The following is a 21,248-nucleotide window of genomic DNA, read 5'->3' as shown; positions in this document are numbered from 1 at the left end:
CCGCTACACATCCTCACTAATACTTAAAATAATTGTTACGACGACACCAACAACAGTCAGTGCCACTCCAGCCTCGAATAGAACCACAGTCGACAGTTCCGTTTCTCCGAATACCGGTAAATTAAAATGGCTGGCCGTCTGGGTTAGGAATGCAGAACCGAATAGTACTGATCCTAAACCCGTCCCGACCGCAAGCAATGCACCAAATGCCGCAATCTTCTTGAAATCGAATGGAATACCTTTACGGACCGTTTCGATATCAAACACCAAATAGAGCAGAACGAAAGCGGAGGAAAGGACCAGACCGCCTATGAATCCACCTCCGGGATTATTGTGGCCCGACAGGAATAATTCAACGCCGAACGTCAAAATGATGAATACAACAATTTTCGTCACTGTTTGTAAAATGACATCATTGATCTTCAACGTCCTTATCCCCCTTTCCCGCCTTCAGTTTGATTAATGTAAACACTCCGATCCCGGCGATGAAAAGCACGACAACTTCAAGCATCGTATCGAATGCACGGAAGTCGCCCAGTATCGTATTGACGATATTTTTTCCTCCTGCCAACTCGTAAGCATCTTCAAAGTAGACGGAAACCGACTCGAACATTTTATTACCTTGCACAACGAGTGCCAGAACAGTGACAACGCTTCCGACTGAAATGGCGATGATTCCCCTACCCATTTTAGACGATAATGTTGATTTCTCCTTGCTCCATTCAGGTAAAAAATAAAAACAGAGGAGAAATAATGCTGTCGTTACAGTTTCCACTATGATTTGCGTCAAAGCTAAATCCGGTGCCCTGAACACGACAAAGAGAATAGCGATTGAATAGCCAAGAACACCATTCAATAGAATTGCAGTTATACGTGACTTCGCAAAGAGGATTACAACGCTTGCCCCCATCATTACTAAAATGATGATGTATTCATTGATTGTGACGGAAGCATCATTGGACAGATCAATCGAAAAACCGCCAGCCCATAAGAGCCCCCCGCCTGCTGTCGCGATGAAGAATATAAAGATATAAACAAGGTAATCCCGCAGATAACCCGTCATATAGGTTCGCGTCAAGAAAGCAGAACCTTTTTCCAACTGTAATAAAAGACCATTGTACACAGTATCGAGGTTCCATCGCATCGGGGCAATCGAATAGATTCCGCGCCAATAACGAAGGAAAAAGTAGAGCAACGCGCCCAGTACGACAACGCCAATCGTCATCAGTATAGGCGCATTGAAACCGTGCCACGCAGATATATGTGGCACGAGTCCTTCAGCTCCTTTAAACGGTGGATAGACCGCCGCCATCGCCGGACGCAATACGTAATTTCCGATTATATTCGGGAAGAAGAAAATTCCGACAACAAAAGTGGCAAGTATTGACGGAGCGACAAGCATTCCGACTGGAGCTTCAACCGCTTTCCGGTCAAGACGGTCCGGCTGATGTTTCCCCAAAAACGTCTGAAAAACGATAATCATGCTATAAACGAACGTTAGTACGCTTGCAATCCATGCAACGACAGGTATTATGCTCCCCCATAAGGGACCCATCGCAAAAATATCAAGGTTACGTATAATCAGAACCGATTCAAAAAACATTTCCTTACTTAGAAAACCGTTAAACGGTGGCAATCCCGCCATCGAAAAACTTCCGATGACAGCGGCAGTAAACGTTACAGGCATAAGGGACATCAGTCCGCCAAGCCTTCGGATATCCCGTGTTCCCACTTGATGATCGACGATACCGACAACCATGAAGAGAGCACCTTTGAACGTGGAGTGGTTAATAAGGTGGAACAAAGCGGCAAACGTTGCCTGCGTATAGATGACCGAGTCCGCACTGTAGCCTCCGTTGAGCGCCGCGGAACCAAGGCCGAAAAGGCTCATGATCAGACCAAGCTGACTGATTGTCGAGTAAGCGAGCAGCGCCTTGAGGTCCGTCTGTCGAACCGCGTTCACTGAACCCCAGAATAAGGTAAATATCCCGACACCAGTTACTGTGTAAAACCACACCGCTTCCCCTCCGAACACCGGTGTAAAGCGTGCAACGAGATAGATCCCCGCCTTGACCATTGTTGCAGAATGCAGATAAGCACTGACCGGCGTAGGCGCTTCCATTGCATCAGGCAACCAGATATGGAACGGAAATTGTGCGGACTTTGTAAATGCACCAAATAACACGAGCATCATGGCCGGCAAGAAAAGACTTTCGCCCGTATACTGACCAATCGTGGCGATAATTTCGCGTACACTGAACGAACCTGTCAACGTATGCAGCATGATGAAACCGGCAAGCATCCCCACCCCGCCTGACACGGTGATGATCATCGACTTTTGTGCTCCGGACCTGGACTTTTTCCTGTGATACCAAAACGCAATCAATAGAAACGACGAAATGCTCGTCAATTCCCAAAATACGTATAGTACCATTAAATTATCCGAAAAGATGACACCAAGCATCGCGCCCATGAACATAAGAAGATAAACGTAAAAACGCCCTAATGCTTCACGTTCGGATAAATAATATATGGAATAGAGAATGACAAGACTCCCGACCCCAGTAATCAAAAGCCCAAAAATCATACTAAGACCGTCAAGATATGTAGTGAAATTGATTCCTGCAGAATCAATCCAGCTAATTGTATGTATGTACGTTTTCCCGCCCGCAACAGACGGAATGAAACTGGCGAGAGCGATGAACAACGTCAGCGGAACGGCCATGACAAACCAACCGATGTTCCGGCTCCGCACCCGCTTGTAAATGAACGGAACAAAAATGGCGGCCAAAAACGGGATGAAAATAGCTATCGTAATTGTTAACAAATACAGACCTCCAATGCTAAAAAGATTAAACCGGTAGAATTAAATCACCGAAAAGGTATACAGAAAAATACAGCTCTTAGTATGTGGGTTTGTAAAGTTTCATTAAATTGTAACGAGCATACTTGACCTGCGTCGTTACTGACGGGATAATAGGGAGCTATAGATAACAGTATGAGGGGAAACTCGATGAGTTTATACAAAAAATTATACACTATAAATGTATAATTAACACTTTAAAGCATTTCGAATTAACCTCTTCTTGTCAAATGACGCATTTTCGTATATAATAGCTTGGTTTTCAATCAACATAAACTTCAAGCATGAATTCAGATAACAAATATTAATTAAGAGGTGACTACCGTCATGGGCAAAGTAAAAGGTCGTATGGACGAGAGTATTCTCGTTTGTGTCTACTACGGTCCAAATGGTGAACGTCTCATTAGACGAGGACATAAAATCGCAACAATCATGGATTGTCCAATGTATATTTTAACTGTTGACCCGCTACCTTATGATGAATTTGACGCGGAAAAATCCGACTACGTGGATCGATGGAAAGAACTGGCCGAAGAGTTGGAAGTAGAAGAATTCATCATCCGAGATAATGAAAAACGCCCTTCTGCAAAAGTGATTAAAGAAGTGGCGCATGAAAATAACATCACACAAATCATTATCGGACAAACCGCCCAAAGCAGATGGGAGGAAATTACGAAAGGTTCGTTCATGAACGTGTTGCTACGCGAGATTACATTCGTTGACTTTCATGTCGTTTCTGTCGATCGTGCCATCAAAGATGAAATTGACGGCATGTTTGAAAAAGGTGTTCGTGCCTACTTAGTCGAGGACGGTACCGGTTTCAGCGTCAAATTCACACTGTCGAAAGAAGCCCGCTTTGAGGGTATTTTCTTTAAGGAAGTCGGTACTGATTTCAATAATGGCATTTTCAAATTCATGAGCAACAATAAAATGTGCCAAGTTCACGTTACAGATGACCAAGTGACCGATCCTTCCCTGTTCTCTTGTAAAACGAATTGATCAAAGATATAACAAAAAGCGGACAGCCCATTTATGGGTTATCCGCTTTTTTGTTATTCTGCTGTTTCTTCGCCTACAATTTTCACTTCAAGCTCCAGCTCGATATCAAACTTCTTTTTCACTTCCGCCTGTACCATTTCGATTGTCTGAATATAATCAGAAGCGGTCGCATTGTCTTTATTAATAATGAAGCCAGCATGCTTCAATGAAACTTCCGCTCCCCCATGCCCTTTCCCCTGCATGCCACAGTCCTGAATAAGCTTGCCTGCAAAATAACCCGGTGGACGTTTGAACACACTTCCTGCAGAAGGATATTCCAGCGGTTGCTTTGACTCACGCTGGTGGGTAAGGTCTGCCACTTTTGCATCAATGACATCCCGGTCTCCCGGCGCAAGTTGGAAAAGTGCAGATAGAACAAAGTAGCCATTTTTCGAAATGATGCTTCGACGATAACCAAGTTCGAGTTCGTCTTTAGAAAGAACCAACCGCTCGCCTGCTTTCGTCAGTACCGTCGCCTGTACGATGATATCTTTTATTTCCCCGCCATATGCACCGGCATTCATCGCCATTGCACCTCCAATAGAACCTGGAATCCCGCAGGCAAATTCAATGCCGGACAAGGTTGCGGCGGCTGCACGTTTTGATACATCAATAATTAGGGCACCCGCTTCTGCATGCACAAATGAACCTTCAATCCTTATGTCACTGAGCTCCGACAGATGAAGGACAATACCTCTGACACCGCCATCCCTGACAACCATGTTCGACCCATTTCCAAGCAATAACAAAGGAATTTCATTTTCATATGCGTAGCGAACCGCGATTTCTGATTCATCTATCGTTCCCGGGATGACAAGTAGGTCAGCTGCTCCCCCAAGTTTTGTCATCGTATATTTGCCTAGTGGTTCGTCTATTAGTAGAGTGCCTTGTGGCATTTTTTCCTGAAGATCTTCATACCATTGATGTTTCGACATCAACATTCAACCCTTTCAAAATCAATTACTTCTCGGCGTAATTGCGTCCAAATTTTGCGAGATTAACTCCTTTCAAAATTTGTGACATCCGCCGGAGGCTTAACAAGGAGGAATTGAACTTCATTCCTCCCCTATCAGCAGGGAGTTTGCATCCCCACTGATTTATACGTATTTTTGCATTCATCCACCGACTATGATGTCGCAGACTTTTGCTGATTCAAGTTAAAGCTTTTCATCTTTAATAGTATGCTTGCAAACTCTTCTTTTGACAAGGAATTCTCATCGAATAGTAGTCATACTATTACCCCTATTTAAAATCAATCCGTATAAATACCTTGACTTCAAGATAAATACCGAATATAGTAGGAACATATCTTAAACAGAGAGGAAGTTTTTCATAATGACAAAATGGACAGTAGACGCTTCACATACAAACGTTGGTTTTTCAGTTAAACATATGATGGTTTCAAAAGTTAGAGGGCGTTTTACAGGAGTAGAAGGTACAATCGAAGGAAACCCTGAAGATTTGACAGGCGCGAAAATCAACTTTAAAATCGATGCTTCCTCAATCCACACAAATAGCGATGATCGTGACAATCACCTTCGTTCCGCAGATTTCTTCGATGCAGAAACATATCCGAACCTTACATTTGTTTCAACGGATATCGCGAAAAAAGGTGACAACAAATACGACGTAACTGGCGATATGACCGTTAAAGACGTAACGAAAAAAGTTACATTTGAAGCGGAATACGAAGGTTCAGGCAAAAACCCTTGGGGCGTAGGTGTAGCGGCTTTCGAAGTTGAAGGTAAAATTTCAAGAAAAGAATTCGGTCTTACATGGAACCAAGCGCTGGAAGCAGGCGGCGTTCTTGTAGGCGACGACATAAAAATCACAATCGAATTACAAGCTAACCCTGCTGAATAAAATAAACTAAAGCGTAGGGCGCCGTTTAATCCTGACAGTCATCAATCGGATTGGCATTTGTAGTCTAGATAATAATACAAAGCAATAAATAAAAATCGGCCATGCAATCATTATGATTGCATGGCCGATTTTATTGGGTTTCTTCTTCCGCAGCCTGTCGTAGCGCATTCGCAAAAGCATCAGCCGGTTGTGCTCCTGAAATTGCATATTTACGATTAATCACAAAAAATGGAACACCCTTCACGCCAAGTTGTCCAGCTTCTGAGATATCCATTTTAACCTCTTCGGTAAATTCTTCGGACTCCAGCATATCTTTCGCACGGTTGCGAGAAATCCCCGCCTCTTCTGCAATTCGAAGTAGCACGTCGTCCACTCCTATCTTTTCCCCATCAACGAAATAGGCTTTCAGTAAATTTTCCGATACGGTTTTATCGACACCCTCCTGCTCAGCAAGTTTTGCAAGACGGTGTGCATTGAATGTATTGGCTGGTGTCATCTTGTCGAAGTCATAAATCAATCCAACCGTTTGTGCCTGCGCCGCCACGTTATCCGTCATCTTTTTCGCTTCTTCAACGCTCATGCCATATTTCTTCGCAAGGCCTACTTGTATCGGTGCATCTGATTCGGCGGGCGAATTCGGATCCAACTCGTACGCTTTGAATACTATTTCAGCATTGTCCCCAAGACCCGTTTGCTCTAGCGCCTCTTCTAATCTACGTTTGCCGATATAACAAAACGGGCAGACGTAATCCGACCATATTTCAATTTTCATTCAATTCCAACCACCTCTCGTATCTTCATTTTAAATTCGATCAAAGAGGGTAACAATAAATATGCTTACTATAATTTCAAGCATACTTGACGGAGGTAATATAATGTCTAATTCATTATGGCTGAGTACCGCATATCCACGTAAACCATATCCTGAAGTTGACGAGGATATCACTTGCGATGTCTGTATTATCGGGGGCGGTTTGAGCGGAATTGCAAATGCGTACTTCCTGGCGAAAGAAGGAAAAGACGTTATCCTTCTTGAAAAAGATACAATCCTATCCGGCGCGACGGGAAACTCCACGGGAAAACTGACCGCCCAGCATGACCTCGTTTACGCAAAATTACTGAAACAATTCGGACAGGACAACGCGAAACTCTATTTCGATATAAACGATGCAGCCGTACAATTCGGGAAATCCATTGCAAAAAAAGATGAATTGCGCGCAGCCGACTCCATTCTGTATTCCCAATCAAAACTGGGCACCGATTTGCTTCGTTATGAAATGAAAGCCTACGAGGAACTCGGTATTCCGGGTGAATTCGGGAAGAACTCGGAATTACCGATTCAGATTGACGCAACTATCACACTGAAAAATGAAAACCAGATTCACCCTGTACGATTCGGACAACATCTTGCACAACTTGCAGTTGAAGCCGGCGCGCGAATATACGAGCAATCGGATGTCATACTGATGGATTTGAAAAAACGCCTACTTTCTTTACAATCGGGACATGAAGTCCAATTCACTGAACTCATTTTATGTTCACATTATCCAATTGAAGCACTGCGCGGTCTGCAAATCATGAAGCTATCCGTCGATCGTTCTTATATCGTCTCAGCAGAAGGAAATATGGCGCTCCGTGGCCAATACATTGCAGTCGACGAGCCGAAACGATCCATCCGGACAGCCCAAATTGACGAAAAAACATTTTTTCTGCTATCTGGTGAAAGCCACCAGGCGGGAATGGAGCGTGAAACACTAGTCCACTACAATCGGCTTTATACCGATGTGAAAGAATTGTATAACTTATCAACGATGACGCACGGTTGGTCCGCACAAGACCCACAAACACCGGATCTGATTCCGTACGCAGGAATTATTTCGTCCAGCATGCCGTACGTCTATTTAAGCACGGGGTATCGAAAATGGGGCTTATCCAATTCGATTGCAAGCGCACGTATCATCACTGACCTTATCGTCGGAAAACCTAATCGGGCTTCCGGCCTTTATTCTCCTGACCGGACAGGCTTTGGTTCATTTTTATTACAAGCATTGAAAACTACGGGACTTGTCTTAAAAGAGTTCACGAGCGGCCACATTACTCGGACAGACTCCCCTATTTGTACGCATATGGGTTGCCGGACGAGATGGAATAATGGCGATGAAACATGGGATTGCCCATGTCATGGCTCACGTTTTCGCAAAGATGGATCCGTCCTCGAAGGCCCCGCGACAAAACCGCTAAATTTGTAATCTGATAACCCTCCCTACTTAAGGTATACTGTCGGAAAGGGGTGATGTAATGACTTTACGTGAAGTCCAGCGTGTCCGTCGATCTGATGAAGACCGCTATCCTTTCAATCCGGATGTCATTCAAAATTTTGAAGCCCTTACATTGAAGTCCCCAGTGACGATCATTGCCGGGGATAATGGGAGCGGCAAAACGACGCTGCTTGAAGGCATTGCAGCTGCTGCTGGTAGCACGTTAATCAGTGGAGAACATATGGAATTGGACCGTTCCTTGTCCCCGGCGTTTGAATTGGCAGATGAATTAAAGCTAATTTGGTCAGTAAAGACAGGCAACGGCTTCTTCTTCAGAGCATCCGACTTCGTTACTTATACACGAAGCATCGCCAATATCCGTGAAGAAGCACGACAAACAATGGAAGAGATTCGAAAACGCGACCCGAATAGCCTTGAAGTGTTGCCCTATGCAAGAACCTATTATGAACTTCGGGATTTATACGGCGAAGGACTTGAAAAACGGTCGCACGGAGAAAGCTTTCTCGACTTGTTCCAAGCACAATTTCGGCCAGACGGCTTTTATATTCTGGATGAGCCTGAAGCACCTTTGTCACCCAGCAGGCAACTGACATTGCTGGCAATCCTCCATGATATGGTTGCCAAAGGCGCACGGTTCCTCATCTCTACTCATTCGCCGATTCTAATGGCGTACCCAGGCGCAGATTTATATGAAATTCAAGACGGGAATCTTGTGAATGTGTCGTTTAATGAAATCGAACATGTCAGCATGACGAAGACTTTTTTAGATGACCCCGAAAGATATTTGCGGCATTTGTTTAAGTGAGCGATTCGATGCATTTTGGTTAGGCATTGCTCCAGCATGAACTGCAAGGACAATCTCGAAAACTGGGATAGCAAACCCAAAACACTACTCAATCCCACCCGCCATTAAAACAAAAAAGGTTGCAATCCATTTGTCATGGACTGCAACCTTTTATTTATATCATTTCAATGCTTCGGTCAATACCGGAACGATTTGCTTTTTCCGGGATACGACGCCTTTCAATGTTGCCGTATTGTTTAGGAGGACAACGTTGAATGCAGCACTGGCGCGTTCCGCTTCTTTACCGAGCGCTAGGACCATCGAGTCATTGTTCAGTATATCCGTAACAACGAACAAGAACAGATCAAGACCTTTTTCAGCGATAACACGGTATAGAAGGTCTTCCAAATCCGACTGCCGGTTCATGACATCATTTATGTCGATTGCATTTACTTGTGCAATTTCAATCTTTACGTCATTGATCGTAAATTCTTTTGCGTCAAGTTTCACAAGATCTTCGAGCGTTTTATCGCTCAAATCTGCACCTGCCTTCAACATGGCCAGTCCATACTCTTGCGCGTCCACACCTGCGATAGCAATCATTTCCTCGACTGCAATACGATCTTGATCCGTATATGTCGGCGACTTGAATAGCAGGGAATCTGAAATAAGTGCAGACAGCATAAGTCCCGCAATGTTTTTAGGTATTTCAATACCGTTTTCTTTATAGAGTTTAATCAAAATCGTTGCCGTACACCCTACCGGTTCTGCACGATAATACAGAGGGTCATTCGTTTCAAAGTTGGCGATCCGGTGGTGATCCACAACTTCGATTACTTGCACGTCATCGATATCATCCACACTTTGCTGTTTTTCATTATGGTCGACAAGAATGACTTGCGCCACTTCCGGGGCAGCCTTCTCGATAAGACGCGGCGCTTCAAAACCGAAATAATCAAGTGCATATGCCGTCTCGCTCGTTATATCGCCAAGTCTTACCGCTTCCGCGTTCAACCCTAATTGTTGCTTCAGATACGCATAACTGATCGCCGAAGAGATTGAATCGGTATCAGGGTTTTTATGTCCAAATACAAAAACCTTTTCCATGTAAAATAACCCCCTGCTTTTTATATTCTTTTTCATTTTATCATAATGGACGGTTAAACAAAATCGCTGCAAGTTCATCTTTATTACTAATGAAATCGGCAACCGTATATTTATCTAAAACCGCTAAGTAAGCATTCAACGCCTCGTGTAATGCACCTTTCAGCCGGCAAACCGGTGAAAGTATACAGCTGACCGATTCTGATTTAAAACATTCAACGAGATGAAAGTCATCCTCCGTCTTTCGAATAAGTTCACCGACGTTGATGTTTTCAGGTTTCACCTTCATCCGGATGCCACCCCCTCGTCCCCGAATTGTTTCAATCAATTCCATCTTGCCAAGTTCGTGTACAACTTTCGTCAAATGATTTTTCGATATGCTGTACGTATCTGAAATCTCCTGTACAGTCGAAATTTCTTCAGGTTCTTTCGCACCAAGGTAAATTAAAACACGTAAAGAAAAATCTGTATACATCGTCAGACGCATAACTTCACCGCTCTTTCAAATACTATCATAACCTTTGTGGCAATTGCGTGAAAGAAATGTGGCTAAATTTCTAACACTCCTTAAAGATATATTTTAAATATATATTTAAACTTCTTTATGGTTTAAAGTTAAGGTAACAAATACGAAAGGTCGTGCTACCACATGCTATCACAAGGGACCATTGACATTATCAAATCGACAGTACCTGTATTGGAGCAACACGGCAAGACAATTACAACAGTATTTTATAAAAACATGTTCGAGGCGCATCCGGAACTTTTAAATATCTTCAACCACGCCAATCAATCACAAGGGCGCCAACAAAATGCACTTGCAGGATTGGTTTACGCGGCAGCCGCAAACATCGATAACCTCGGAGCGGTTTTACCGGCTGTCGTTCAAGTTGCCCACAAACATAAATCACTTAACATTACGCCTGAACAATATCCGATTGTCGGCTATCACCTATTAGGTGCCATTAAAGAAGTATTAGGAAGTGCCGCAACTCCTGAAATTATCGGCGCATGGGGAGAAGCTTACGAAGTCATCGCCAGTGTCTTTATTGGCATCGAAAAAGAGATGTACACACAAGCCGAGGAAATGGACGGCGGATGGAAAACTTTCAAGGACTTCAAAATTGCGGATAAAGTTGTCGAAAGCGATGTTATTACATCATTTTATTTAAAACCTGTCGATGGTCAAAAACTGCCTTCGTACAAACCGGGACAATACATTACGTTACGCGTTACAATCCCTGGTGAAGAGTATGTATTGAATCGTCAATACAGTTTATCACAAGCACCGACTGAGGAATTTTTCCGAATTTCAGTCAAACGTGAGGATGAAACCACTCCAAACGGCAAAATGTCGGTTAACCTTCACCGGGAAATGCATGTAGGCGATATAGTTGAAGTTAGTGTTCCCGCAGGTGTATTCCACCTCGATACCGAAAGCACCAATCCTGTTACACTAATCAGTGGAGGTGTCGGTATCACCCCAATGATGAGCATGTTTGATTCGATCGCTAAAAACAAACCGGAACGCCCGGCTGCATTCTTACACTCGGCACGTACTCGGAAACACCAAGCGTTCGATGCAAAATTACGCGAATTGAATGAATCGATGCCTGCCTCAACATATGCTGTTCTATATTCCGATGAAGGCGATGGTTTCATCAACCGTGAGTTCCTTGCAGCCCACGTCATAGAAGGCAGCGACATCTACGTCTGCGGACCGACAATATTCATGCAGTCCGTCATTAAAGATTTATATGCACTAGGCATTTCAAAAGAGAAAATCAACTTCGAATTCTTCGGTCCCGCAGAAGAAATGGAACTTGTAACTGTATAAACAGAATGACTAATAAAAAAATACGAACAAAAAAACAGGGTCCATCTACGAAGAAATACTTCGTGGGGGTCCCTGTTTCATTGCAGAAAATAACCTTATTTTCCGACTTTGGTCGGAAGCTTGAACGATGCAAATATAAGCGCTGCAACAAGGAACAGGCCGAGATATCCGATAAGTGGATAAAAATAAGCTACAAGCTTAGTAAAGCCGACAAAGCTTAAGCAGAATCCGATAATGAGTGTAACAAAAACGAAAACATTGAATTTCTTCGTATCAATTTGTACGAAACGCGCTCCGAAAGAATAGAACATACTAACAGCAGTATTGAAGATCATACCATATAGGACAAACGCCATGAAAATACCAAGGATAGGAGAAATATCGTCGATGATTGCCAGCATCGGCATTTGAGCATCCCCAACTGTTTCTATTTTAGCAAATATCGCCAAATGGCTAAGCAAAATTAGAATCCCAAGACCGAGTCCACCGACAAGTCCGCCCCATGCAGCTGTTTTCTCATTCTTCTCCGCCCCACCCATAACTAAGGCCATTGAAGCACCAACCGCGATGTTAAAAGAGACATAGTTGATGGAGGATATGAACCAGTTCGGCAATGTCGTTTTCACTTGCAGTGCAGTTGAATTGAGATCAGCGAATGAACCTTCCATTGTCATCAAACTGTAAACCGATACTAGAACAACCGCAATAATTAGGAATGGCGTGATGCTTCCAATTATCCCAACCACCTTATTGACATTTAGAACAACCGTCAACATGACGAGAACAACCATCAGAAGACTGCCTACAAACGACGGTAATCCGAACTGTTGGTTCAAGTTTGACCCCGCCCCCGCAATCATGACGACCCCAACGCCGAACAAAGTGAAAATAATTATATAATCAACAATAACCCCTAAAAAACGACCACTTATTTTGTAAATTACCTCTTTATGCGAAGTCGTCCGCATGCGACTTCCAAGTCGAGTGAGAACCATTCCAAGATATGCGAATAATGCTGTCGAAATAATTGCCCCCATAACTCCAAGAAGGCCGAAACTTGTAAAATATTGTAGAATTTCCTGTCCGGAAGCGAATCCTGCCCCAACGATAATACCGATGAAAGCGCTTCCCATTTTAAGTATGTTCTTCATGATGTCCCCCCATTATTTCACCACACCCGAAATTACCAATTCTACAAAATAGTTAGAATTCATTCTTCACAACTCCGCGTGTTTTGGTACTCTTCTAACTTATCACGCTTTTGAAAGCTTTTCAACAACAAAAAAGGCCAGTTACCTGACCTTTCTCAATACATATACTATTTATGGAGAATCTTTTACCCTTTGAGCAGTTTAAGTGATTCACGGGTAAACGCTGGTATATCTTCGGGCGAACGACTTGTAACGAGCTGATTTTGGCACACGACAACTTCTTTATCCGCATATTTCACCCCTGCATTTTCCATGTCGATTTTTATCGATTGATAGCCCGTTGCGTCTCTTCCCTCAAGCGCTTTCGCTGAAATTAATAGCTGAGGGCCATGACAAATTGCGAATACAGGTTTTTTATCATCCATGAATGCTTTCGTAAATTGCACAAAACGCTCGTCCGCACGTAGCTGGTCGGGCGAGAATCCACCTGGGATGAACAATGCGTCAAATTCTTCCGGTTTCACATCATCTATCCCATGGTCCGTCGTCACTTTTGCATTTCCTTGCTTTCCCTTCACCGTTTTACCGGTTTCTTTTTCAATGGCCACTACTTCATGACCGGCCTCTTTAAAGGCTTTCGCCGGCTCCGTGTACTCCGAGTCTTCAAATAGATCTGTGATTAAAGTCGCTATTTTAGCCAATTAAAATACACTCCCTTTTTGATAATACTCTCTTTCTATTCCCTGCCCTGATAATTACTAAACTTAGGGTCGATATTTCGAGACATATTGATTATCTTTCTCAAAAAAGCGCCATGGATAATGGACCGCCTCGCCTGAATTCCCGATGCCGACACGGGGACCCGCCATAATTTCTTCCGGTGCGACGCCTTCAGCAATATATAAAGGTTTTTCAGTCCAATGATGACCATAATATTTCATAGTCACTCCGATTGCTTTCGATAATTTACCAGGACCATTCGTCCAATCCTTCATTTTCAAGTGATCTCCACGATTTTCCCGCATCAAATCCAATCCTTCTACCGGTTCTGCAGCTCTGATAAGAATGGCGTGGGGTGTGCCGATGGGTCCCCCCACAACATTCATCAAGGTATGCGTATGCATTTGATAGGTATAAACAAGGCCCGGGGCTCCGAACATGATTTCCGTCCGTTTCGTCCGACGATTGTCAAAACTATGTGCCGCCCTGTCTTCGGGTCCTTGATACGCTTCCGTTTCGACAATACGGACGACAATCGTACCACTCGCCTGTTCATGAACAATATATTGACCCAGCAGATTTTTTGCCAGTTCGAGGCCAGGCGCTTCAAAAAATGATTTGTCTATGGGTGTATACATGGCAATCAACCTCCGCTTTCTACTTACTATTCCCTATATTCACGTGAACCAATACCGAGTATTGAACAAAAGCGCAGGACACCTGAATTCCGGAGGTGTATTCCCTACGTTGGAGATTATTCACAGTACGGTATTTAATAATTTTTCAGCAATAATTTAAACCGTTCCTGGATGAGCAGGAACGGCTTCTTTTCATTTCTCAATCAACTTTTTCTCTAGAAGGAATTCCTTTGCAACGTCTTCCGGTTTCTCTTTATCCAAGTCAACGCGAGCGTTCATTTTCAACATATCTTCCTCTGTAATCTTCCCTGCCAGGCTGCCTAGTACCTTTTCAAGCTTCGGAAATTTCTTCAATGTTTCCTGACGGATGACTGGCACTGCATCGTACTTCGGGAAGAACCCTAAATCATCTTCCGTTGTCGAAAGATCAAACATTTGGATGCGGCTGTCAGTTGTAAACGCCGGTATAACATCAACATCTCCATTTTTCACCGCTTCATACATAACATTCGGATCCAAGCTTTTTGTTTCTTTGAATGTGAATGGATAGCTTTTCACCATATCCTCGTAGCCATCACCCTGTCGTTCATAGAAAGCATGCGGTGCACCGAATACCATCTCTTCATCTTCTGAAATTGCTGCAAGCTCCGAATAGGTTGTCGCTTTGTATTCCTTATCCTTGGTGAAGGCAAGTGTATAGGTGTTTTCGAAACCGAGCGGCTCAAGCCATGTCACTTTGAATTTATCTTCATAGCCTTTCCTAACTCGTTTCAAAACACTTTCAGAACTCTCTCCCGCCTTCGATTCTTCTTTCAAAACATCTTTTAGGCCAGATCCCGTATATTCCACATAAAGATCGATATCGCCTTTTTCAATTGCAGGCGTCATAATTGCAATTTCACCGAGACCATCTTTGTATTTCACTTTATAATCTGTTTCCGCTTCAATGTATTGACCTAAAATATGGGGCAGGATGAATTGCTCCGTCCATGGTTTCCCGCTAATGACAATTTCTTCTTTACCGCCGCATGCTCCTAGCAGCAACGTTAAGGACAGCAGAATAATTCCAATACCTTTTTTCAACTTTCTTCCCCCTATCATTGTCGAACTCCTTTTGGTGTCACTTTCTTCTCTACCCATTTCAGGATAAAGTCAAAAGCGATGGCGAGTAATGCTACAGGCAGCGCCCCTGCAAGGACAAGCGCATTATTATAAGATTGCAATCCTCGGTAGATGACATCTCCAAGCCCGCCTGCTCCAACGAACGTTGCAAGCGTGGCAATACCGACCGTCAGTACAGTCGCCGTCCGGATGCCTGCCATGATGACGGGCAGTGCAATCGGAAATTCAATTTTCTTCAAGATTTGATTCGGGGTCATACCCATTCCCCGCCCTGCGTCTACAACCGCTTCATCGACGCCTGTTAGACCTGCATATGTATTTCGCACAATCGGTAACAGCGCATAAATGATTAGTGCAATAAGAGCTGTTTTAGAGCCGATTCCGATTAATGGTACGAGAAATCCAAATAATGCAAGGCTCGGTATCGTTTGTAATATGGCGGCCACGCCGATGATTGGTTCTGCAAAACGACGGTGACGGGCAATCAGCATCCCGGCTGGCAATGCAATGAAAATCCCGATGGCTAGTGCCACGAAAGACAGGAAAATGTGCTGGAGAAAAGCTTCAAAAATCATGTCTGAACGGCTGTTCACTGTGTCGATGAAGTTCCTCATGACTGTACCCACTTCCCGTTTTCCATCGCTGCCTGCAAGAGTGAATGATGGCCGATGTAACCGATGACCTCTTCAGCTTCAGTAACTGCCAAACGGCTAGTAGGATAGGCATCTAAAACAGCTATCGCGTCATCGACTGTCAGCGTGGAAGCGACTTTCCTAGTTTCACCGCTCCATGTGTCATCATAGAATCTGGTGAACTCCTTGATAGACCTCTGACCGAAGTTCCGTTGCCTGTCAATCCGTTCCTGTCCGATAAATTCACGGACAAAATCGGTCGCCTGATTTTCAACCAGTTCAGCAGGCGAAGACATCTGCTCGATCTGCCCCTCCCGCATAATGATGATTTGATCGGCAATGGCTAGTGCTTCGTCCATATCATGCGTTACAAAAACTATCGTCTTTCGGATTTTCCTCTGCAGCTTTTTTAATTCCTTTTGTAGCTGTTCACGGCTGATTGGATCAAGAGCTGAAAATGGCTCATCCATTAAAATGATTTTCGGATTGCTGGCCAAAGCCCGGCTCACTCCAACCCGTTGTTGCTGCCCGCCTGACAGTTCAAACGGATAGCGCTTCTTGAATACAGACGGATCCAGATCCACCAGACCGAGCAGTTCGTCAACACGGGCTTCGATTTTCATTTTATCCCACCCGAGCAATTCCGGAACAAGCGCAACATTATCTTCGATCGTCATATGGGGGATGAGGCCGATTCGTTGAATGACATAGCCGATTGAGCGCCGTAGCTCAACCCCATCACGTTCGGAAATCGGTAGCTCGTCTATATAAACGGCGCCTTCTGTCGGAATTTCCAGCCGATTGATCATCCGCATGAGCGTCGTCTTTCCGCAGCCGGATGGACCGATAATTGCCGTCAACTTATGCGCGGGGATTGTCACGGAAACACATTTCAACGCCTCTGTACCATCATCAAAGCGTTTTGTTACATTGTCAAAGCGGATCATAAAGTTCCATCCTTTCGAAATCTGCGACATCATTATCCTGCCGCACTTCATTTAAAATATCGACGCTTAACAAGCGTTTGTCCGAAAATCAATTCTTTGGAGTCACACATTACTTCGTAAAATCCGACCAATCTCTAGCCAGTCCGCTTCTAGCGAAGGTCTATGGGATGGTCTATAAAAGATTGATGCCGGATGGAATGTCGGTACGATTGTATACAACTTCTGCGTCCAGTTGAATGTCGTATCATCCAGTTCGTTCAAATATTGGATCGGCCGCTTCAACAATTGGCCATGCAGTTCGGTCACTTTCGCTTCTTTGCCGAGCAACCGCTGCAATCCGACGTTGCCGAGCGTGACGATGAGTTCCGGTTCAATGTTCGCCAGCTCATAATCGAGTACGGGAGCATGTGCCAAAATCTCTTTCATCTTCGGCGGCCGATTATATTTCCGTTCAGTCTTCGTTCCATCGCGGTTATTTTTCGTCCCCCATCTATACGGCCTGCTGCGGACTGCACTTGTTATGTACACATCTTCTCGCGTCAGACCGATTGTCGCAAGGGATTTCATCAGTTCTTTTCCGGCACGGCCAATGAACGGGATGCCATCGACCAATTCGAATTCACCTGGCGCTTCTCCGATTAGCATCAGCTTCGGTTTTTTCGGACCTTCACCGTAAATGAATCCTTCCACAGGAAAACCTTCAATACGCTCTCGGCCAAGATTCGCAATCGATTCAGGTATACGGAACATCAGAGCACCTCTTTCTTGTCTTTTCATTCTAACAAAACAAGTATACCCATCAAAAGAAAAGCCCCTACCATCCATTATTGGCACTACTGAGTATAAAAAAATGTGCCTGCCCTTTAATAAAGGGCAGGCACATTGCTCACTCCAATTCCTGTTGTTTCGTTTCCGTTCCTAAAAACACGACTGCTAACACACCGATAATGATCGCTCCGCAGAAGATGCCGAAAACAGTACCGAATCCGTAGCCTGCCGCCAGAAGGGAACCGACAAGTAGCGGGCCGAAAATACCGCCGATCCGACCGACCGCAGCCGCCATTCCGGATCCTGTCGCACGGATTGCCGTCGGATATTGTTCCGGAGAGTACGCATATAACGCCCCCCATGCACCTAAGTTGAAGAAAGATAATAACGCACCTGAAATGAGCAGCAATGGAAGTGTTTCCGCATTGCCGAAAAACAAGGCGCTTGCCGCAGTTCCCAAAAGATACGTTGCAAGAACAAATTTCCGGCCTGCCCTTTCTATTAACCAAGCGGCTGTAAAGTAGCCAGGCAACTGGGCAAGCGTCATGATGAGAACATATTTGAAGCTATGAATCAAATCAAAACCTTTCATTACCATGACACTCGGCAACCATAGGAACATGCCGTAATACGAGAACACTACTGTGAACCAGACGATCCATAGCATAAGCGTCCGCCGTGCATACTTCTTTGACCAGATCGTTCTGATCTTTTCACCAGCAGATTGCTTCGGCTTTCCCTCTGCTTCGTATTTCGGAGAATCCGGTAATTTTCTTCGGAGATAAATGGCGTAAAATGCAGGAAGTGCTGTAATAATCAATGCAACGCGCCAACCGTAGTGTGGAATGATAAAATAAGCGATTAAGGCTGCAATCAGCCAACCAGCCGCCCAGAAACTTTCAAGTAGGACGACGATGCGTCCTCTTTCATGCGCCGCAACACTTTCAGATACCAATGTTGACGCGACAGGCAATTCCCCCCCAAGCCCCGCTCCGACGAAAAAGCGCAGGATAAGGAAAGCAGTAAGTGTCATCGTCAGCGCTGATAAGCCACTTGCGACCGAAAATAACACGAGAGTCATCATAAACACATTCTTCCTTCCGACCCTGTCCGCAAGCAGGCCAAAACCGAATGCACCGATAGCCATCCCGATTGAGTTGACACTTCCGATCCAACCCATCTCAGATGGCGTCAAGTGCCATTCCACCGCTAATGCAGCAATGACGAATGAAAGAATACCGACGTCCATTGCATCAAACATCCAGCCCGTTCCTGCAAGCACTAATAACTTATTCCTCGAAATCCCTTGTTTCTTCTTCATAATTTGTCTACCCCTCGTTGTATAGCGTGGTGTCTTTACACCAGTAATGATACCCTATATAACAGGTAGACACAACGTTTTTTTATGCTACAAGAACAAGACTGACTGCCATGACTGCCATTCCGGCCATCAAACCATAGACGGACAGATGTGCTTCACCATATTCACGCGCTGCGGGTAATAATTCATCGATTGAAATGAACACCATAATGCCTGCAACAGCGGCGAATATGACGCCGAACATAATCCCATTCAAATAGGGCATCAAAATGAGAAATGCCACAATTGCGCCAACTGGCTCTGCCAGTCCCGACAAAAAAGAAAGTTTAAATGCTTGTTTCCGATTACCAGTCGCATAAAAGATAGGTATTGCAACAGCTATCCCTTCTGGAACGTTGTGTATCGCAACCGCGATGGCAATGGCGATTCCAAGCGTTGGATCCTGCAATGCTGAAGTGAATGTCGCAATCCCCTCAGGAAAATTGTGTATGGCAATGGCAAGGGCCGTTAACATTCCCATTTTCTTCAGCTTCGCATATTCAGCATTTGTCGGACCGGCATCCACGTCCTCTACACTTTTTACTTCATGCGGATTGCCGATCGCGGGAATCAGCCGATCGATTAATGCAATTAGTAGCATACCCCCGAAAAAACCCGCGATTGTCGCCCAATAGCCGTTGGTCATTCCAAGATCTAACACCAACGCATCCTTCGCTTTCACAAATATCTCAACAAGCGAAACGTAAATCATCACGCCTGCCGAAAAACCGAGTGCTATTGAAAGGAACTTTGTATTCGTCCTTTTCGTGAAAAATGCGAGTAAGCTCCCGATTCCTGTTGCAAGACCTGCAAAAAGAGTAAGGGCGAGTGCAAACAGTACATTTCCGTCCATACTACATCCTCTTTCTATTTCTAAGTTAGAACTATTGTATGCTACGAGTTTCCCTTACGCAACATATGACAAGAAAAAAACTATTATGATTGGAGGGTAAGCTTTAGTCTATCAACAGCAAGCCTTCATCATTTAGACAGGTAAAACACCCTTTTCACGACTTATAAATGTATAAGACCTGTTTTCGATATGAATTTCCATCCGCCCGCTTTCCATTACTATACCCAATATCTTGAAAAACAAAAGAGCCGATCCACTTTTCAGTGGATCGGCTCTTTTGTTATTTTCACAATACTTCTTCGACTTCTTTAACCATTTGTTTCACGGATTGAAGCCCGCCGCCAGACAGGTACCAATATTCCGGATCTAAGTAAATGATTTTACCGTTTTTATAAGCACTTGTTTTCTTAACAAGATCGTTTTCAATTGAATCTTTGGCACTTGCATCGCCGCCAACCGCTGCGTCACGGTCTATAACAAATAGAATATCTGGATTTGTTTCAAGAATGTATTCGAATGTGATGCTTTGACCATGCGTCGATACTTCAAGTTTTTCATCAGCCGCTTTAAAACCGAACACGTCATGAATAATACCGAAACGTGAATTCAGGCCGTATGCACTCACTTTTCCTTCATTTCCAAGAATGATCAATGATTTTTCATCACTTTTACTTGATTTTTCATTAATCGATGCAATTCTCTCATCAATGTCTGCAAGTTCTGCTTTCATTTCATCTTCCTTGCCAAAGAGTTCAGCAACCATTTCCATGTTTTCTTTGAATGATTCCATGTAGTTAGTTGTATCCACTCCCACAAAGACCGTTGGAGCAATTTCACTTAGTTCCTTGTACATTGCAGATTGACGTCCTGAGATGAAAATAACATCCGGCTTCATTGCATGGATTGCTTCAAAATCAGGTTCTTTAAGTGCCCCAACGTTTTCATACTTTGAATCCTCATATTTTGACAAGTATGAAGGTACGTTCTTTTGTGGGACACCTGCAACTTCAACGCCAAGCTCATCAAGAGTATCAAGCATACCAAAATCGAATACGACAACTTTTTCAGGGTTTTTCGCAACTGTTGTATCGCCAAGTTCGTGCGTAATTACCATCTGTTCTGCTGTTTCTGTTCCTTCAACTTTTGGCTCTGTTTTGTCGCCATTTGTTTTATCGTCTGCTGCATCATTATCTTTCGATCCACAAGCTACAAGTACAGCCATTAATGCGAACATCATCATTGTCATTAGTATTTTCTTCATCATTACCATCCTTTTAGTTTTATTGTAA

General features: G+C 44.0%; 21 protein-coding genes. 5 read left to right on the top strand and 16 right to left on the bottom strand.

Features of this window, described 5'->3' with window-relative positions:
* Positions 1 to 3: 3 nt before the first annotated feature.
* Both HDC33_RS13450 and HDC33_RS13445 read right to left on the bottom strand, forming a co-directional pair.
* Positions 4 to 426 carry a Na(+)/H(+) antiporter subunit B gene (locus HDC33_RS13450; protein WP_179393083.1) on the bottom strand — a complete coding sequence of 141 codons (423 nt, stop codon included), beginning with the start codon at positions 424 to 426 and terminating at the stop codon, positions 4 to 6.
* A complete protein-coding gene (locus tag HDC33_RS13445; protein ID WP_179393082.1) occupies positions 413 to 2,827 on the bottom strand; it encodes a Na+/H+ antiporter subunit A in 2,415 nt (804 codons plus the stop codon). The genes HDC33_RS13450 and HDC33_RS13445 overlap by 14 nt, the downstream gene beginning before the upstream one ends.
* 363 nt (positions 2,828 to 3,190) lie before the next feature.
* Here HDC33_RS13445 and HDC33_RS13440 point away from each other — a divergent pair, with 363 nt between their 5' ends.
* Positions 3,191 to 3,862, top strand: coding sequence for a universal stress protein (locus HDC33_RS13440; protein ID WP_179393081.1), 672 nt, complete (start codon positions 3,191 to 3,193; stop codon positions 3,860 to 3,862).
* Between the two features lie 53 nt (positions 3,863 to 3,915).
* Here HDC33_RS13440 and murB read toward each other — a convergent pair whose 3' ends face one another.
* Complete coding sequence (murB, locus tag HDC33_RS13435; protein WP_179393080.1) at positions 3,916 to 4,836, bottom strand: UDP-N-acetylmuramate dehydrogenase; 921 nt, start codon at positions 4,834 to 4,836, stop codon at positions 3,916 to 3,918.
* A 400-nt stretch (positions 4,837 to 5,236) separates the two neighbouring features.
* Here murB and HDC33_RS13430 point away from each other — a divergent pair, with 400 nt between their 5' ends.
* Positions 5,237 to 5,764 (top strand): YceI family protein, encoded by a 528-nt coding sequence (locus HDC33_RS13430; RefSeq protein WP_179393079.1) that lies wholly within the window; start codon positions 5,237 to 5,239, stop codon positions 5,762 to 5,764.
* A 130-nt stretch (positions 5,765 to 5,894) separates the two neighbouring features.
* Here HDC33_RS13430 and HDC33_RS13425 read toward each other — a convergent pair whose 3' ends face one another.
* A complete protein-coding gene (locus tag HDC33_RS13425; RefSeq protein WP_179393078.1) occupies positions 5,895 to 6,536 on the bottom strand; it encodes a DsbA family oxidoreductase in 642 nt (213 codons plus the stop codon).
* Positions 6,537 to 6,639: 103 nt separating this feature from the next.
* On the opposite strand from HDC33_RS13425, the gene HDC33_RS13420 reads away from it, so the two are divergent.
* On the top strand, positions 6,640 to 8,013 hold the full coding sequence (locus HDC33_RS13420; RefSeq protein ID WP_179393077.1) for an FAD-dependent oxidoreductase: 1,374 nt from the start codon (positions 6,640 to 6,642) through the stop codon (positions 8,011 to 8,013).
* A 49-nt stretch (positions 8,014 to 8,062) separates the two neighbouring features.
* Positions 8,063 to 8,848, top strand: a complete 786-nt coding sequence (locus tag HDC33_RS13415; RefSeq protein WP_179393076.1) for an AAA family ATPase — start codon at positions 8,063 to 8,065, stop codon at positions 8,846 to 8,848.
* A gap of 159 nt (positions 8,849 to 9,007) precedes the next feature.
* Here the strand turns inward: HDC33_RS13415 and HDC33_RS13410 are convergent, their stop codons facing one another.
* A complete protein-coding gene (locus tag HDC33_RS13410) occupies positions 9,008 to 9,934 on the bottom strand; it encodes a manganese-dependent inorganic pyrophosphatase (protein ID WP_179393075.1) in 927 nt (308 codons plus the stop codon).
* A 40-nt stretch (positions 9,935 to 9,974) separates the two neighbouring features.
* On the bottom strand, positions 9,975 to 10,418 hold the full coding sequence (locus tag HDC33_RS13405) for an RrF2 family transcriptional regulator (RefSeq protein WP_179393074.1): 444 nt from the start codon (positions 10,416 to 10,418) through the stop codon (positions 9,975 to 9,977).
* A 162-nt stretch (positions 10,419 to 10,580) separates the two neighbouring features.
* Between HDC33_RS13405 and hmpA the strand changes: the two genes are divergently transcribed.
* The gene (gene hmpA, locus HDC33_RS13400; RefSeq protein ID WP_179393073.1) at positions 10,581 to 11,768 is read left to right on the top strand and encodes an NO-inducible flavohemoprotein; all 1,188 of its coding nucleotides are present in this window, start codon (positions 10,581 to 10,583) and stop codon (positions 11,766 to 11,768) included.
* Positions 11,769 to 11,863: 95 nt separating this feature from the next.
* Here the strand turns inward: hmpA and HDC33_RS13395 are convergent, their stop codons facing one another.
* The 10 genes from HDC33_RS13395 to HDC33_RS13350 form a co-directional block, all read right to left on the bottom strand.
* Positions 11,864 to 12,919 carry a YkvI family membrane protein gene (locus HDC33_RS13395; RefSeq protein WP_179393072.1) on the bottom strand — a complete coding sequence of 352 codons (1,056 nt, stop codon included), beginning with the start codon at positions 12,917 to 12,919 and terminating at the stop codon, positions 11,864 to 11,866.
* A 185-nt stretch (positions 12,920 to 13,104) separates the two neighbouring features.
* Complete coding sequence (locus HDC33_RS13390) at positions 13,105 to 13,620, bottom strand: type 1 glutamine amidotransferase domain-containing protein (protein WP_179393071.1); 516 nt, start codon at positions 13,618 to 13,620, stop codon at positions 13,105 to 13,107.
* 63 nt (positions 13,621 to 13,683) lie between these two features.
* On the bottom strand, positions 13,684 to 14,277 hold the full coding sequence (locus HDC33_RS13385) for a DNA-3-methyladenine glycosylase (protein WP_179393070.1): 594 nt from the start codon (positions 14,275 to 14,277) through the stop codon (positions 13,684 to 13,686).
* Between the two features lie 192 nt (positions 14,278 to 14,469).
* Positions 14,470 to 15,360: a glycine betaine ABC transporter substrate-binding protein gene (locus HDC33_RS13380; RefSeq protein ID WP_255457417.1), complete on the bottom strand. Its 891-nt coding sequence runs from the start codon at positions 15,358 to 15,360 to the stop codon at positions 14,470 to 14,472.
* 14 nt (positions 15,361 to 15,374) lie between these two features.
* Entirely contained in the window at positions 15,375 to 16,013 is a 639-nt protein-coding gene (locus tag HDC33_RS13375) for an ABC transporter permease (protein WP_179393068.1), read from the bottom strand.
* A complete protein-coding gene (locus HDC33_RS13370; RefSeq protein WP_179393067.1) occupies positions 16,010 to 16,978 on the bottom strand; it encodes an ABC transporter ATP-binding protein in 969 nt (322 codons plus the stop codon). Before HDC33_RS13370 ends, HDC33_RS13375 begins: the two co-directional genes overlap by 4 nt.
* A gap of 102 nt (positions 16,979 to 17,080) precedes the next feature.
* On the bottom strand, positions 17,081 to 17,728 hold the full coding sequence (locus tag HDC33_RS13365) for a uracil-DNA glycosylase (RefSeq protein WP_179393066.1): 648 nt from the start codon (positions 17,726 to 17,728) through the stop codon (positions 17,081 to 17,083).
* A 136-nt stretch (positions 17,729 to 17,864) separates the two neighbouring features.
* Positions 17,865 to 19,067 (bottom strand): MFS transporter, encoded by a 1,203-nt coding sequence (locus tag HDC33_RS13360; protein WP_179393065.1) that lies wholly within the window; start codon positions 19,065 to 19,067, stop codon positions 17,865 to 17,867.
* 82 nt (positions 19,068 to 19,149) lie between these two features.
* Positions 19,150 to 19,959 carry a zinc transporter ZupT gene (gene zupT, locus HDC33_RS13355; protein WP_179393064.1) on the bottom strand — a complete coding sequence of 270 codons (810 nt, stop codon included), beginning with the start codon at positions 19,957 to 19,959 and terminating at the stop codon, positions 19,150 to 19,152.
* 286 nt (positions 19,960 to 20,245) lie between these two features.
* Positions 20,246 to 21,220, bottom strand: coding sequence for a siderophore ABC transporter substrate-binding protein (locus tag HDC33_RS13350; protein WP_179393063.1), 975 nt, complete (start codon positions 21,218 to 21,220; stop codon positions 20,246 to 20,248).
* Positions 21,221 to 21,248: the final 28 nt, after the last annotated feature.

The organism is Sporosarcina sp. JAI121, assembly GCF_013408665.1.
Classification (GTDB): Bacteria; Bacillota; Bacilli; order Bacillales_A; family Planococcaceae; genus Sporosarcina.
This window is presented reverse-complemented; position numbering and strand designations above follow the sequence as displayed.

Bases quoted from the DNA above. Each gene is read 5' to 3' on its own strand.
- HDC33_RS13365 (WP_179393066.1), bottom strand. From the start codon at position 17,728: ATGTTCCGTATACCTGAATCGATTGCGAATCTTGGCCGAGAGCGTATT.
- HDC33_RS13420 (WP_179393077.1), top strand. From the start codon at position 6,640: ATGTCTAATTCATTATGGCTGAGTACCGCATATCCACGTAAACCATAT.
- HDC33_RS13375 (WP_179393068.1), bottom strand. From the start codon at position 16,013: ATGAGGAACTTCATCGACACAGTGAACAGCCGTTCAGACATGATTTTT.
- HDC33_RS13360 (WP_179393065.1), bottom strand. From the start codon at position 19,067: ATGAAGAAGAAACAAGGGATTTCGAGGAATAAGTTATTAGTGCTTGCA.
- HDC33_RS13370 (WP_179393067.1), bottom strand. From the start codon at position 16,978: ATGATCCGCTTTGACAATGTAACAAAACGCTTTGATGATGGTACAGAG.
- HDC33_RS13395 (WP_179393072.1), bottom strand. From the start codon at position 12,919: ATGAAGAACATACTTAAAATGGGAAGCGCTTTCATCGGTATTATCGTT.
- HDC33_RS13405 (WP_179393074.1), bottom strand. From the start codon at position 10,418: ATGCGTCTGACGATGTATACAGATTTTTCTTTACGTGTTTTAATTTAC.
- HDC33_RS13430 (WP_179393079.1), top strand. From the start codon at position 5,237: ATGACAAAATGGACAGTAGACGCTTCACATACAAACGTTGGTTTTTCA.
- HDC33_RS13385 (WP_179393070.1), bottom strand. From the start codon at position 14,277: ATGTATACACCCATAGACAAATCATTTTTTGAAGCGCCTGGCCTCGAA.
- HDC33_RS13425 (WP_179393078.1), bottom strand. From the start codon at position 6,536: ATGAAAATTGAAATATGGTCGGATTACGTCTGCCCGTTTTGTTATATC.
- hmpA (WP_179393073.1), top strand. From the start codon at position 10,581: ATGCTATCACAAGGGACCATTGACATTATCAAATCGACAGTACCTGTA.
- murB (WP_179393080.1), bottom strand. From the start codon at position 4,836: ATGTCGAAACATCAATGGTATGAAGATCTTCAGGAAAAAATGCCACAA.
- HDC33_RS13415 (WP_179393076.1), top strand. From the start codon at position 8,063: ATGACTTTACGTGAAGTCCAGCGTGTCCGTCGATCTGATGAAGACCGC.
- HDC33_RS13440 (WP_179393081.1), top strand. From the start codon at position 3,191: ATGGGCAAAGTAAAAGGTCGTATGGACGAGAGTATTCTCGTTTGTGTC.
- zupT (WP_179393064.1), bottom strand. From the start codon at position 19,959: ATGGACGGAAATGTACTGTTTGCACTCGCCCTTACTCTTTTTGCAGGT.
- HDC33_RS13350 (WP_179393063.1), bottom strand. From the start codon at position 21,220: ATGAAGAAAATACTAATGACAATGATGATGTTCGCATTAATGGCTGTA.
- HDC33_RS13410 (WP_179393075.1), bottom strand. From the start codon at position 9,934: ATGGAAAAGGTTTTTGTATTTGGACATAAAAACCCTGATACCGATTCA.